The sequence below is a fragment of the Pararhizobium polonicum genome (assembly GCF_001687365.1).
Classification (GTDB): domain Bacteria; phylum Pseudomonadota; class Alphaproteobacteria; order Rhizobiales; family Rhizobiaceae; genus Pararhizobium; species Pararhizobium polonicum.
In genome coordinates, this window is the sequence record NZ_LGLV01000004.1 from 696,130 (window position 1) to 709,660 (window position 13,531).

Here is a 13,531-nt window from a genome sequence, read left to right on the forward strand (position 1 = left end):
CAGGTTCTCATGGACAGTGTACGGGAATCGGATCGGCTATGCCTGATGGCGCGGTGCACGAACAAGCGCCATCAAAAGCATCACTGCGATCCCCACATTGTAGGAAAGCAGTGCAAGGGCGAGTGCCAGAATGGAGACGGTACCGGACGAAACCATCGCGGCCAAAGTAAAGACAGCTACGATCAGGCAACCGGCCAGAGCACAATATACAGCCGAACGCAGGCTCGCAGATAAAAGTCCGATTGCAAATGCGGTCACGGTTACCATCCGACCTCTCCCACCAACAGCAATATCTGCAAGGATTTTGCACGAGGCTCGCTAAAATTGGCTTAATCCCCCGAAGATTGGAAACGACGCGGCAGAGGAAAAGAGTCCACCAAACTTTAAGTTTTCTCCGGCGCTCGCCCGACTTTCCGTCGAGCCATTCGAGAGTTCGGTCAGGAATAGGCCAATGATTTCGCCTGGAGCGCAGCGTTGGTCGCACGAAAAGGCCAGATCACCAGACTATCATAGCGGCCAGCGGCAAAAAGGCCGGTCTGGTTTCTGCCGAGATAAACTTGTCCGGCCATCGTGGGTACGGTTGCTTCAGAATTAGCGACAGTACCATTGTAACTCCCGCTTCGCCCCGAGGCGTTCCAGCCGATACAGACACCACAGGCGGGAAGCGGCACCGTTAGATTCGACAAAGCCAGTGTAGCTCCGGTGAGAATACTTGTTTGAGCGGTGTTTAGCCGGATGACTTCATCACCTACGCCGACGAGGCGGCCGAGGGAGCCGGTGAGGCCCTGCGCCCTAACCGACAGAGTGACGGCACTTTTCTGCACCAACGCCTCTCCAATGGGGGAAAGGCGGCAGCTATCGGCACTTCGCGTTGCCGACACGGCTCCCGTCTGCACGAACGAGCTGGCAACCGCTCCCGTTTCCACCTGCGCACGGCTGAGCACCTCTGAAACCGTCAGTGTCAGGCTGGCGCTGGAGGCCGTAAAGGTGAGAGGCGTGCCTTGCGTCACGGTGCCCGTCGCAGCCCCAGACAGTACCAACGAGCCGGACCCGCGGCACGAGACAGTGTACTGCGACCCATTGACGATAGCGATCGTCTGGGTTGCCGGAGCAAACGCATTCAGAAAGAGGTTGGTCGCCGGACCTTCGAGAAGCAATTGCCGATAGCCATTGCGGTAATCGAAGCGTGGCACATCCGACGCCGCTTGCAGTGGCATCCCTACCGCATCGACGTATTCGGCGACCGAACCGCGCGTAAAGGAAAACATGTCTGAAAAAGCGACGGATTGCGGCACGACCAGCGTATCCACCGCGGCAGATGCAACGCTGGCCAAAGCAACCGACGTCAAGGCATGTCGATCCCTGCGGAAATCGGCGATGAAGGCAGGCAACTTCGCGATACCATCGCTGATGTCCACCGCGGCAAAAACCGGATTGGCAAACCATGGATTGGTCGCGCCTGTCAGGGCAAGACCCGAAATGAAACCGAGCGACACCATCAGACGAGCCCCACGAGACTGCCGGCGGTCGTTCCTGTTGCCAGGATCCGATCGGCGCGCACCGGCAGGATGCTGCCGGCGGCAAGCCCGGCGAAGGTGATGGTCTGTCCCGATAGCAGGCGCAGCGCAAGCGCGCCGCCGGAACCGACATAGATCGCCCGTGTCGCCTCGGACAGATCGAGCGTGTCGCTCGGCGTGACAACAAAACCGTGCGTGGCGGGGCTGGTGAGAGACGGAATATTGCTGGAGAAACGGTCTGGCATCGGTGTGATCCTTTGTAACGATTGGTACTGCGGCAATGATACGCATGGTTTTCCAGACCGGGGACGAACGGGGATGACGAAAGCTGTGTTGAGCGCGGCAGCAAAGGCTGGCTATCCGCCGCAGGGCGCGGCAAAATAGGCTTATGAGCTCGTTTTTCGATTCCGATTCGCCCTCCAATCTGACCGAGTATTCGGTTTCGGAGCTGTCCGGCTCCATCAAGCGTACCGTCGAGCAGGCTTTCGATCAGGTGCGGGTGCGCGGCGAAATTTCCGGTTATCGCGGCCCACATTCCTCGGGTCATGCCTATTTCTCCATGAAAGACGACAAGGCGCGGATCGACGCCGTCATCTGGAAGGGCACGATGAGCCGGCTGAAGTTCCGGCCCGAAGAAGGCATGGAAGTGATCGCCACAGGCAAGATCACCACGTTCCCCGGCTCGTCGAAATACCAAATCGTCATCGAGACATTGGAACCGGCCGGTGCCGGCGCGCTGATGGCGCTGATCGAGGAGCGCAAACGCAAGCTCGGTGCCGAAGGCCTTTTCGATCCGGCGAAAAAGCGGCCCCTGCCCTACATGCCGCGTGTCATCGGCGTCGTCACCTCGCCGACCGGTGCGGTCATCCGCGATATCCTGCACCGGATCTCGGACCGGTTTCCGGTGCACGTCATTGTCTGGCCGGTGCGCGTTCAGGGTGAAGGTTCCGGCAACGAGGTGGCGGCGGCAATCGAAGGGTTCAATGCCTTCGCGGCGGATGGCCCCATAGCCCGCCCCGACGTCTTGATCGTGGCGCGCGGCGGCGGCAGCCTGGAGGATCTCTGGAGTTTCAACGACGAGGCGGTGGTGCGCGCGGCGGCGGCTTCGCGGATTCCGCTGATCTCCGCCGTCGGCCACGAAACCGACTGGACGCTGATCGACTATGCCAGCGACCAGCGGGCACCGACGCCGACGGGGGCGGCCGAGATGGCGGTGCCGGTGAAAGCCGATCTGGAGGCCAGCGTTTCGGCGCTCTCCGCCCGGCTGAAAGCCGCCGTGGGGCGACAGATGGATAACCGCCGGCAGACTGTCCGGGCGCTGACCCGCGCCCTGCCCTCGCTCGATCAGTTGCTGGCCCTGCCGCGCCGCCGTTTCGACGAGGCATCGGCCGGGCTTGGGCGTGGGTTGCAGATGAACACCGCCAATAAGCGGCGCACGTTCGAGCGCACCGCCGCGCATCTGAGACCCGATATGCTGTCGAATCGGATCAGCGAGCGGCGGCAAAAGCTTGCCGAGCGCATGGTCCGTGCGGAACGCATCGTCGAGCGACTGATCCAGCGATCCGCCTCGCGGGTATCCGCTGCCGATGCTTCGCTCAGAACTTTGCCCGCCCGGTTGCTGAGCCAGATTCAACGCTCTCAGGATCGCCTGACAGGCCTTTCCGGCCGCGCCGATAGTGCGCTTCTGGCCGACATCCGGCGCCGCCGCAGCACGGTGACGGCGCACGACCGTATCCTGCAATCGCTGTCTTACCGGAATGTCCTGAAGCGCGGCTATGCACTGGTGCGCGATGATGCCGGCTTGCCGATCAAGTCCGCCGCCGCCCTTGCGCAGAACCAGGCCATTGCCATTGAATTCGCCGACGGCTCGATCAATGCGCTAACGACCGAAGGCGACGCATCACCGCCACCGCAACCGGTTAAGAGACGTGCCGAAAAGGCTATGGCGACCGCGCCACCGAAACAGGGCAGCCTGTTCTAGGATGCGCATTCTCATCGTTATCGCCCATCCCCTGGCTGACAGTTTTACCGCGAGCGTTGCCGCAACGGCGAAAGTGGCGCTTGAAAGGAACGGTCACAGCGTCGATCTGCTCGATCTCTATGTGGAAGATTTCGATCCACGGCTCAACGAGAGGGAGCGGAGCGGTTATTTCGATATTCCCTACGACACCACTGCAGTGGATGGCATCGTCGCGCGGCTGCGGGCAGCGGATGGGCTGATCCTCGTCTTTCCGCAATGGTGGTTCAATTTCCCGGCCATTCTCAAAGGTTTCTTCGATCGTGTCTTTGCCCCGGGCGTCGCCTTCGATCACGAGCGATCCGGCGGCCGTATTCTTCCGCGGCTGACCAACATCCGGCTGCTCTGGGCGTTGACCACGACAGGCTCGCCCTGGTGGGTCGTCCAGTTCTACATGGGCAACCCGGTCCGCCGCCTGTTGAAGCGCGGTATCGCCGCCTTCTGTGCCAAGGATGTCAGCTTCCGGATGATCTCGCTGCACGATATGGATCGTGTAACGGCCGAGCAACGCAAGGCGCATCTGGCAAGGATCGAAAAGGCCGTCGCGCGGATATGAAGGTGGGAACGGGCATCGCTGAAAGAAACGCTTCCGTAACGGTCATGGTCTAAAATATCCGGCAATTGAACCGAAGGGCGCGCCGGATGCCGGTCGAACTCACAGCCTCGCAGGCACTGAACCTCTGGCACGGCGTTTCGCTCGAACAGGTGCGGATCGACAATCGTGACCTGACCCTTCGGCAGATTTCCATTCTGCTGCATATCTATCTCGTTCCCCCACCGCATACGGTGCGCGGACTGGCCGGCATTCTGGGCGTCACCAAGCCGGTGATCACCCGTGCACTCGACACGATGGGCGATCTCGGGCTTGTAACCCGTAGCCGCGACGAGCGCGACAGGCGCAATATGATCATCAAGCGCACGGTCGATGGTGCGCTTTATCTTGAAAAACTTGGCGATCTGATCATTGATCAGGGACGCAAACTGTCTATCTGAGACCCTATGCTTGATCTTCCAGACCGCCGGCTCAACGCCTACCGCACCGATCTTGCCGAGGAACGCCTTCGCGGCGTCGTCGAGGCCAACAACTATGTCAGCGGCTCACCGGGCCTGATCTGTGTTCCCGTCGTGCAGTTGCGGACAAGACCGGAACTCGAATGCGGCACGGACACGGAGTTGCTGCTGGGCGAAACGGTTCGCGTTCTCGATACCGACGCCGGATGGGCCTGGGTGAAAGCCGATTTCGATGATTATGTCGGCTATATCCCGGATTACGCCATCTCGCCTGTGGTCCGTAGCCTGACCCATATCATCACTGCGCCGCGGACCTTCATCTATTCCGGCCCGGATCTGAAGTTCCCGACCGTGCAGGCATTGTCGATGGGCAACCGCATCGCTGTCATCGATGAACGAGAGACGCGCGGCACACGCTATTTCCTGCTGGAAGGCGGACAGGCCGTCATCGCCAACCATTGCGCCGAAGTCGGAGAGCCATTGTCCGGCGACTACGTTACGGTGGCGTCGCGCTTTCTGGAAACTCCCTATCTCTGGGGCGGCCGCTCCGGCTTCGGCATCGACTGCTCCGGCCTCGTGCAACTGTCGATGATGATGACCGGCAAAAACGTGCCGCGCGACACGGATATGCAGGCCAACGGCCTTGGCACCGGCATCGACCGCGGCGACCTGCGCCGCGGTGATCTCGTCTTCTGGAAGGGCCATGTGGCGATCATGGAAGACGAAAAGACGCTGCTGCATGCCAATGGCCACACGATGACCGTTTCGCATGAGGGGCTTGAGGATGCGATCCGGCGCATCGGATGGCTTTATCAGCAGCCGACGGGTTACCGCCGGCCCTGATCAATAGCCGGCCTTGCGATCCACCAGATATTCCAGCGGCAGCCCGCTCTCGAAACGAGCCATCTGCTGCTCGACATGCACAAACAGTGCCTTGACGTCCGAGGATGCCGCCACATGCGGCGTAATGTAGACGTTTTCCATGTCCCAAAAGGGACTGTCCTTCGCAAGCGGCTCCTGCTCGAACACGTCGAGCGAAGCGCCGCCAAGGGTGCCTGATTCCAGCGCCGTGACGATGTCGGCCCCCACTTGACTGCCGCCGCGGCCACCGTTGATGAACACCGGTGCGCCGAACGGCCCGTTGCGGCTAAGCTTCGAGAACAGCGCGCTGTTGAACATAGCTTTGGTTTCCGCCGTCAGCGGCAGCAGGCCGACAAGAAAATCGGTCCGCGCCAAAAAGGCGTCCAGTTCTTCGCCGGCGAAGGTCTCGACACCGTCGATCGCCTTCTTCGAACGCGACCAGCCAATGGTCTTGAACCCCATGACGCCGAGTTTACGGATGGCATCCAGCCCGAGCACGCCGAGCCCCATGACGCCGACGGTGATATCGGCCGCCTCCGGCTGGCTGAGGTCTTCCCAGACATGCGCTCTGGCCCGTGTTTCGTAGGCGCTGTGCTGGCGCAGATGCAAAAGGCAGTTCATCATCACCCATTCGCTCATCCGCGTCGTCAGGCTGCGATCGACGAAACGGACCAGCGGCACATCGGGCAGGCCCGGCAGCGTCAGCACATGATCGACGCCGGCGCCGCCGGAAAACACCACTTTCAGATCCGGTGCGCGCGAAAACAGGTCCGGATCGGATTTCCAGACGACGGCATAGTCGATACCGGAGAGATCGCGGCCCTTGTGGGCGGGATCGGCAAGATTGAACACCTCGCGGCCGGTAAAAGCGCCTTTCAGGCCGTCCTCCACCTCACGCGGTATGAACTTCAGATCGACGATGACGGGGCTTTTGGACGGCATGGATCAGAACTCTATTGACGGATGGCGGGCACATCGACCGCCTCCATATTGAAGGCGGCAGCCATCAGCGCCTTGGTATAATCTTCCTGCGGTGCCGTGAAGATGCGTTCCGAGGGGCCTTGTTCGACGACCTTGCCGAGACGCATGACGATCATGTCGTTGGCAAGAGCGCGGACGACCTTGAGGTCATGGCTGATGAAGAGATAGGCGAGCGCGTGCCTGGCCTGCAGGTCGCGCAGGAGATCGACCACCTGTGCCTGTACGCTCATATCGAGAGCCGATGTCGGCTCGTCGAGCATGACGAATTGGGGCTTGAGGACCATGGCGCGGGCAATGGCGATGCGCTGGCGCTGGCCGCCGGAGAATTCGTGCGGATACCGCCAGCGGGTTGCCGCATCGAGGCCGACCTCCTCCAGTGCCGCGGCAACACGGGCATCGCGTTCCCTGCTGGAAAGGCCCGGTTCGTGCACTTTCAGTCCTTCGGCGACGATATCGCTGACGGCCATGCGGGGACTGAGCGAGCCGAACGGATCCTGAAAGACGATCTGCATGCGGTTGCGCAACGGGCGCATCTGCGTAAACGAATAGCCGGCTATCTCGTTGCCGATGAAGCTGATGCGGCCCTTCGATGAAATCAGCCGCGTCAGCGCCAGACCCAGCGTCGTCTTGCCGGAGCCGGATTCGCCGACGACACCGAGCGTCTGGCCGGCCCGCAGCGTCAGGTCGATACCGTCGACCGCCTTGACGTGATCGACCACCTTGCGCAGGAACCCGGCCTTGATCGGGAACCAGACCTTCATGTCCCGTGCTTCGATCACCACCGGCTTCGAGGTGTCGGAGACCGGCGGCACACCCTTCGGCTCGGAGGCGAGCAGATGGCGGGTATAGGCGTGCTGCGGATTGGCGAAAATCTCCGCGGTCGGCCCGGTCTCGACGATCTTGCCCTTGGTCATGACACAGACCCGGTCGGCGATCTTGCGGACGATGCCGAGGTCATGGGTGATGAACAGCATCGACATGCCGTGTTCATCCTTAAGCTTTTTCAACAGCTCGAGGATCTGCGCCTGCACCGTCACGTCCAGGGCGGTCGTCGGTTCGTCGGCGATCAGCAGCTCCGGCCGGTTGGCGAGCGCCATGGCGATCATCACACGCTGGCGCTGGCCGCCGGACAGTTCGTGCGGATAGGCGGCAAGCCGCTTTTCCGGCTCGCGGATGCCCACCTGGTTAAGCAGTTCCAGCACACGGGTGCGCGCGGCGGCACCGGTGATACCCTGATGCAGATCGAGAATTTCGGCGATCTGCCGCTCGATCGAGTGCAACGGATTGAGCGACGTCATCGGCTCCTGAAAGATCATCGTGATATCGTTGCCGCGCACCTTGCGCAGTTCCGCATCCGAAACCGTCATCAGATCCTTGCCGTTGAAGACAATCTCGCCGCCCGGGTGGCTGGCTGCCGGATAGGGCAGAAGCTTGAGGATGGAATTGGCCGAAACGGATTTTCCCGAACCGGATTCGCCGACCAGTGCAACGACTTCGCCGCGCTTGATATCGAAGGAGACATCGTCAACGGCAGTGGATGTCCTGCCGCCCTGATGGAAGGCGACGGAGAGGTTTCGTACGGAGAGAAGAGTGTCTGTCATCTTTGCGCTCACCGGAACGTCTTCCTTGGATCAAACGCGTCGCGGGTCGCTTCGCCGACGAAGATCAGCAGCGACAGCATCACCGACATCACCACGAAGGCGGTAAGTCCGAGCCACGGCGCCTGCAGGTTGGACTTTCCTTGCGAAATCAGTTCGCCGAGCGACGGCGAGCCGGGCGGCATGCCGAAGCCGAGGAAATCCAGCGAGGTCAGGGTGGTGATCGAGCCGGAGAGAATGAACGGCAGGAAGGTCAGCGTCGCCACCATGGCATTGGGAAGCAAGTGGCGGAACATGATCGTCCGGTTGTTGACCCCGAGCGCGCGGGCGGCGCGCACATATTCGAAATTGCGCGCGCGCAGAAATTCGGCCCGGACGATGCCGACGAAGCCGACCCAGGAAAACAGCAGCATGATGCCGAGCAGAATGAAAAAGCCGGGCGGCAGGATCGCGGCGATGATGAGCAGAATATAGAGCACCGGCATCGACGACCAGATTTCGATGAAGCGTTGCAGCAGCAGGTCGGTCCAGCCGCCGAAATAGCCCTGCACGGCTCCGGCGGTGACGCCGACGACGGCGGAGGCGATCGTCAGGACAAGACCAAACAGAACGGAAATACGAAACCCGTAGATGATCCGCGCGGTCACGTCCCTTGCCTGATCGTCGGTGCCCAGCCAGTTGAGATTACCCAGCGTGCAGCCCGGATCGGCATCGCCTTGCGGATAGCCGGAGCAGCGCTCGGCTTTATCCATCAGCCAGAAAGGCTTGGTCGGCGCAGAATGCGGAATGTAGGAGTTGGCCGTCTGGTAGGAATAGCGGATGGGCGGCCAGATCATCCATCCGTTGGCGTTGATTTCGTCGGAGATCTCAGGCGATCCGTAATCGGTGACGGCGAGAAATCCGAGATCGCCAAGGAATTTCTGCTCGGGATATTGGACCAACGCAGGTACCAGAATCTCGCCCTTGTAGGACACCAAGACCGGCCTGTCGTTGGCGATGAACTCGGCACAGAGGCTGAGGCCGAACAGCACAAGGAAGATCCACAGCGACCAGTAGCCGCGGCGATTGGCCTTGAAATTTTCCCAGCGGCGGCGATTGACCGGTGACAAACGTCCAGGCGCGCCGGTGACCGGTCCTGTGTTGGCAGCGATGTCGGCCATCAGACATCCCTCCGGTCAAAATCGATGCGCGGATCGACCCAGGTGTAGATCAGATCCGACAGCAGGCTGACGAGCAGGCCCATCAGCGAGAAGATATAGAGCGTCGCAAAGACGATCGGATAGTCGCGCTTGACGATGGCGTCGTAGCCAAGCCGGCCGAGGCCATCGAGCGAGAAGATATATTCGATCAAGAGCGACCCGGTGAAGAAGGCGGAGATGAAGGCGGCCGGAAAGCTTGAGATGACGATCAGCATGGCGTTGCGGAAAACATGTCCATAGAGCACCTGCCGCTCGGTAAGCCCCTTGGCCCGCGCCGTGGTCACATATTGCTTCTTGATTTCATCGATGAAGGAATTTTTGGTCAAGAGCGTCGTCGTTGCAAAGGCAGAGATCAGCAGCGTGATCAGCGGCAGGGTCATATGCCAGAAATAATCGAGAATCTTCTGCCACCAGGTCAATTGGGCGAAATTGTCCGATACGAGACCGCGCAACGGGAACCAGTCGAAGAAGGATCCCCCGGCAAACACGACGATCAGCAGGATGCCGAACAGGAAGCTTGGAATGGCATAGCCGACGATGATCAGGCCCGATGTCCAGACATCGAAAGCAGAGCCGTCCGAAACGGCCTTCCTGATCCCGAGCGGAATAGAAATCGCGTAGGAAAACAGCAGGATCCAGAGACCGAGCGAAATGGACACCGGAATCTTGTCGAGGATCAGGTCGATGACCGACGTGTTGCGGAAAAAGCTCTCGCCGAAATCGAAGCGGATATAATTCCACATCATCAGGCCGAAGCGCTCGAGCGGAGGCTTGTCGAAGCCGAACTGCTTTTCCAGCTTCTTGATGAAATCCGGATCGAGCCCCTGTGCGCCCCGATACCGGCCGGAGGATTCGTCGGAGAACGACTGCCCGAGATCGCCACTGCTCCCGGACAACCGGTCGCCGCCCTGCTGGCCGGTCAGATCGGAAATCACCTGCTCGACGGGTCCACCGGGCGCAAACTGGATGACGGCGAAGGAAATGGCCATGATGCCGACGATCGTCGGGATCATCAGAAGAAGACGGCGAAGAATATAGGCACCCATCAGCGCTGCTCCCGCCTGCCGCCGTTTCCAGCAACACGATCCGATCCGCAAGCGGCCTGCCACCTGTTTTCAGTCAATCCGTTCGTCTCCTTGAAGACACCCCTGCCAAACCGGCCAGGACGCCCAAACTGATTCGCATATGTGCATTTGGAGTACATGGTGAGCCGTGCGCAAGGCTTTCATGGGGTTCCGGCAGGCTTCGACCACCAGACATTCGGAAATCCCAAGCCGTAATAGGGCAGATCCGCCGGATGTGTCAGATGGTTCCAATAGGCGATGCGCTGAGCCTTGGCATAAAACAGCGGCACGACATAGTGATGCGCCAAGAGCACGCGGTCGAGTGCCCGTGTGGTCGCCACCAGTTCCTCACGGTTCGGCGCGAAAATGATCTTGCGGATGAGTTCGTCGATCGCCGGATCGGCAATGCCCGCATAGTTTCTCGAACCCTGCTGATTGACCGAGGCCGAACCCCAGTAGTCGCTCTGCTCGTTGCCGGGCACCAGCGACTGCGCCCAGATGCCGTAGATCATGTCATAATCGAAGCTGCGAATGCGATTGGTATATTGCGAGTCGTCGACGGTGCGCATGCGTGCATCGATGCCGATCTTCTTCACACTGTTGACGAAAGGCGAAACCGTCCGCTCGAAGGACGGATTGGACAGGAGAATCTCAAAGCCGAAAGGCTCGCCGGTCTTTACGTTCACCAACTGACTTCCCTTGAGCTCGTAGCCGGCCTCCTTGAAGAGCGTGAGCGCAGTACGCAGGTTTCCGCGCACCTTCTGCGGATCGCCGTTGACGGGATTGGTGTAGGGTGTGGTGAAGACGTCAGCGGGAACCTTGTCCTTCAGCGCTTCCAGTATTTCCTTTTCGCGGCCCTCGGGAAGACCGGACGAGGCAAGCTCAGTGTTCCAGAAATAACTATCGACGCGTTGATAGGCGTTATAGGCAAGGGTGCGGTTCAGGTCTTCAAAATCAAAGGCGTAGTTCAGCGCCTCGCGCACCTTTTGATCCTTGAATTTTTCGCGGCGCAGGTTCGGCACGAAGGCCTGCATGATGCCGGTGGCACGCAGCGGGTTCTGGATTTCCGCGCGAATCACCCGGCCATCCTTCGCAGCCGGGAAGTCATAGAATGTTGCCCAATGGCTGGCGCTATTATCCTGATAGAAATCGACATTACCGGCGCGGAACGCCTCGAACTCAATCGTCCTGTCGCCGAAGAACGTGTAGGTGATCGCACCAAAATTGTTCTGACCGACATTCACGTTAAGGTCCTTGCCCCAATAGTCGTCACGTAGCTCGAAACGGATCGAGCCGCCTGCCTGGAAGGAGGCTATTTTATATGGCCCCGAGCCCATGACCGGTTCCAGCGTGGTGCGGCTGATATCGCGCTTGTTGCCCTTCGCATCCTGGCCTTCCCACCAGTGCTTCGGCACGATCGGAAACTGGCCGAGAATGTTCGGCAGCTCGCGATTGTTCTTCTCGTCGAAGCGGAAGGTAATGTCGCGCTCGCCGGTCTTTTCAGCCGAGACCACATGGCGGTAGTAGTTGGAGAGAAGGGGATTGTGTTCCTTCGACATGTCGAAAGAGAAGATGACGTCCTCCGGCGTCACCGGCTTTCCATCCGCCCATTTCGCTTCAGCACGCAGCCGGAATGTCGCGGAGGAAAAATCGTCGGGATAGGAGACGCCTTCGGCGAGCAGCCCGTAGGAAGCGGTGACTTCGTCTTCGGCGGACTTCAACAGCGTATCGAAAACGAGCGATGAGACGCCGGACGCCGCCTCGCCCTTGGAAAGGATCGGATTGAACGTGTCATAGGTCCCTATTGTGGAGAGCTTCAGCTCGCCACCCTTGGGCGCATCCGGATTGACATAATCAAAGCGGGCAAAGCCCTCCTTGTATTTCAATTCGCCGATCGTGGAGAGGCCGTTGTGCCAGACCGGTTCCTGGGCGATCGCCACCCCGCTGAACGAAAGCAACACCGTCGTCGCCAAAGTCGCCACGCTTTTGAAATTCATGCCCATTCGCCCCATGCGGTTTTCCCTTTTTTCCCTGCTTGAACGACAGAATAGGCAAAATCCGGGCAAATGACAGAAGCTGCCTCAAATCGGACCGTTTTTTTGGGTCACGGTCGCGTGTCCCGCAAGGCTGACACAAAGACGATGTGTCAGGATCGGCCGGACACATCGCTGCTGGGCATCGTCTAAGCGCGAGTCACTAGGCATTATCGGGAAACGGACGGCACATGACTGGGACGAAGGCGGGCTTCATTCGGCATATGGGATCGGTCGCACTGGCTGCGCTGATCGGCTTTGGCCTCGTTGCGGGCGAAGCTGCATCGGCCGACGACACGCCGGCCAAGCAGATTTTCGGCAAGGTCCAGCTTCCGACCAATTCCGCGCCCAATCCGATCGGCTTTTATGCCAAGGGTTGCATGGCCGGCGCCGTGGCAATTCCGACGGACGGGCCGACCTGGCAGGCGATGCGGCTGTCGCGAAACCGCCGCTGGGGCAATCCGGCGATGATCCAGCTGCTTGAAACCTTTTCGCAGGATGCGGCCAAGCTCGGCTGGGGTTCCGGCATCCTGATCGGCGACATTTCCCAGCCGCGCGGCGGACCGATGATCACCGGGCATGCGTCCCACCAGATCGGGCTGGATGCGGATGTCTGGTTCACACCCAAGCCGGCGCAGCCGCTGTCGGTGCAGGCGCGCGAGGATCTGCCGTTCACCTCGATGCTCGACAAGAGCAAATTCCTGACCGTCAATGCGACGCGCTGGACGCCCACCCACGCAAGGCTTGTCATGCAGGCGGCGAGCTATCCGCAGGTGGAGCGGGTGTTCGTCAATCCGGCGATCAAGAAGAAGCTGTGCGAGACCTGGACCGGCGACCGCGCGCTTCTCGGCAAGGTGCGCCCGGTCTACGGCCATGACGAGCATTTTCACATTCGCATGCACTGCCCGCCCGGCACGCCGAGCTGCAAGGCGCAGGCGCCCGTCACGGCAGGCGACGGCTGCGACAAGTCGCTCGCCTGGTGGTTCACCAAGGAGCCATGGGCCAAACCGAAACCAGACGACAAGCCGGTGAAGCCGAAATTCGTCACCCTTGCCGACCTGCCGAAAGCCTGCACCGCGGTGCTGGCCGCGCCGGCCGCCTCGGAGCAATCGGCGACCTTCGGAACGGCCTATGTCGCGCCGCAACCGCAGGCCGGCGAGGCCGCCGTCGAGCCGGCGATCAATACCGCAAGCGGCGATCTGCCGGATGGTGGCATTCCGGTGCCGCGCTCCCGCCCGGCCCTGCAATAG

General features: G+C 60.6%; 13 protein-coding genes. 5 read left to right on the plus strand and 8 right to left on the minus strand.

Features of this window, described 5'->3' with window-relative positions; all coding sequences use genetic code 11:
- Window positions 1-36: 36 nt before the first annotated feature.
- The 3 genes from ADU59_RS05125 to ADU59_RS05135 form a co-directional block, all read right to left on the minus strand.
- A complete protein-coding gene (locus ADU59_RS05125; RefSeq protein WP_068952268.1) occupies window positions 37-267 on the minus strand; it encodes a hypothetical protein in 231 nt (76 codons plus the stop codon).
- A 170-nt stretch (window positions 268-437) separates the two neighbouring features.
- Window positions 438-1,499, minus strand: a complete 1,062-nt coding sequence (locus tag ADU59_RS05130; RefSeq protein ID WP_068952270.1) for a hypothetical protein — start codon at window positions 1,497-1,499, stop codon at window positions 438-440.
- Window positions 1,499-1,762: a spike base protein, RCAP_Rcc01079 family gene (locus tag ADU59_RS05135; protein ID WP_068952272.1), complete on the minus strand. Its 264-nt coding sequence runs from the start codon at window positions 1,760-1,762 to the stop codon at window positions 1,499-1,501. The genes ADU59_RS05130 and ADU59_RS05135 overlap by 1 nt, the downstream gene beginning before the upstream one ends.
- Window positions 1,763-1,905: 143 nt before the next feature.
- On the opposite strand from ADU59_RS05135, the gene xseA reads away from it, so the two are divergent.
- The 4 genes from xseA (at window position 1,906) to ADU59_RS05155 (ending at window position 5,388) form a co-directional block, all read left to right on the plus strand.
- Window positions 1,906-3,498 (plus strand): exodeoxyribonuclease VII large subunit, encoded by a 1,593-nt coding sequence (xseA, locus tag ADU59_RS05140; RefSeq protein WP_068952274.1) that lies wholly within the window; start codon window positions 1,906-1,908, stop codon window positions 3,496-3,498.
- A 1-nt stretch (window position 3,499) separates the two neighbouring features.
- Window positions 3,500-4,090, plus strand: coding sequence for an NAD(P)H-dependent oxidoreductase (locus ADU59_RS05145; protein ID WP_068952276.1), 591 nt, complete (start codon window positions 3,500-3,502; stop codon window positions 4,088-4,090).
- Window positions 4,091-4,176: 86 nt separating this feature from the next.
- Window positions 4,177-4,527 carry a MarR family winged helix-turn-helix transcriptional regulator gene (locus ADU59_RS05150; protein WP_068952278.1) on the plus strand — a complete coding sequence of 117 codons (351 nt, stop codon included), beginning with the start codon at window positions 4,177-4,179 and terminating at the stop codon, window positions 4,525-4,527.
- Between the two features lie 6 nt (window positions 4,528-4,533).
- Entirely contained in the window at window positions 4,534-5,388 is an 855-nt protein-coding gene (locus tag ADU59_RS05155; RefSeq protein ID WP_068952280.1) for a C40 family peptidase, read from the plus strand.
- Here ADU59_RS05155 and ADU59_RS05160 read toward each other — a convergent pair whose 3' ends face one another.
- The 5 genes from ADU59_RS05160 to ADU59_RS05180 form a co-directional block, all read right to left on the minus strand.
- Window positions 5,389-6,348, minus strand: coding sequence for a 2-hydroxyacid dehydrogenase (locus tag ADU59_RS05160; RefSeq protein ID WP_068952282.1), 960 nt, complete (start codon window positions 6,346-6,348; stop codon window positions 5,389-5,391).
- A gap of 11 nt (window positions 6,349-6,359) precedes the next feature.
- Window positions 6,360-7,988 (minus strand): ABC transporter ATP-binding protein, encoded by a 1,629-nt coding sequence (locus tag ADU59_RS05165; RefSeq protein ID WP_068952622.1) that lies wholly within the window; start codon window positions 7,986-7,988, stop codon window positions 6,360-6,362.
- 8 nt (window positions 7,989-7,996) lie between these two features.
- The gene (locus tag ADU59_RS05170) at window positions 7,997-9,145 is read right to left on the minus strand and encodes an ABC transporter permease (RefSeq protein WP_068952284.1); all 1,149 of its coding nucleotides are present in this window, start codon (window positions 9,143-9,145) and stop codon (window positions 7,997-7,999) included.
- Window positions 9,145-10,230, minus strand: coding sequence for a microcin C ABC transporter permease YejB (locus ADU59_RS05175; RefSeq protein ID WP_068952286.1), 1,086 nt, complete (start codon window positions 10,228-10,230; stop codon window positions 9,145-9,147). The genes ADU59_RS05170 and ADU59_RS05175 overlap by 1 nt, the downstream gene beginning before the upstream one ends.
- 179 nt (window positions 10,231-10,409) lie before the next feature.
- A complete protein-coding gene (locus ADU59_RS05180) occupies window positions 10,410-12,245 on the minus strand; it encodes an extracellular solute-binding protein (RefSeq protein ID WP_244506339.1) in 1,836 nt (611 codons plus the stop codon).
- Window positions 12,246-12,472: 227 nt separating this feature from the next.
- On the opposite strand from ADU59_RS05180, the gene mepA reads away from it, so the two are divergent.
- Window positions 12,473-13,531, plus strand: a complete 1,059-nt coding sequence (gene mepA, locus ADU59_RS05185; protein WP_068952291.1) for a penicillin-insensitive murein endopeptidase — start codon at window positions 12,473-12,475, stop codon at window positions 13,529-13,531.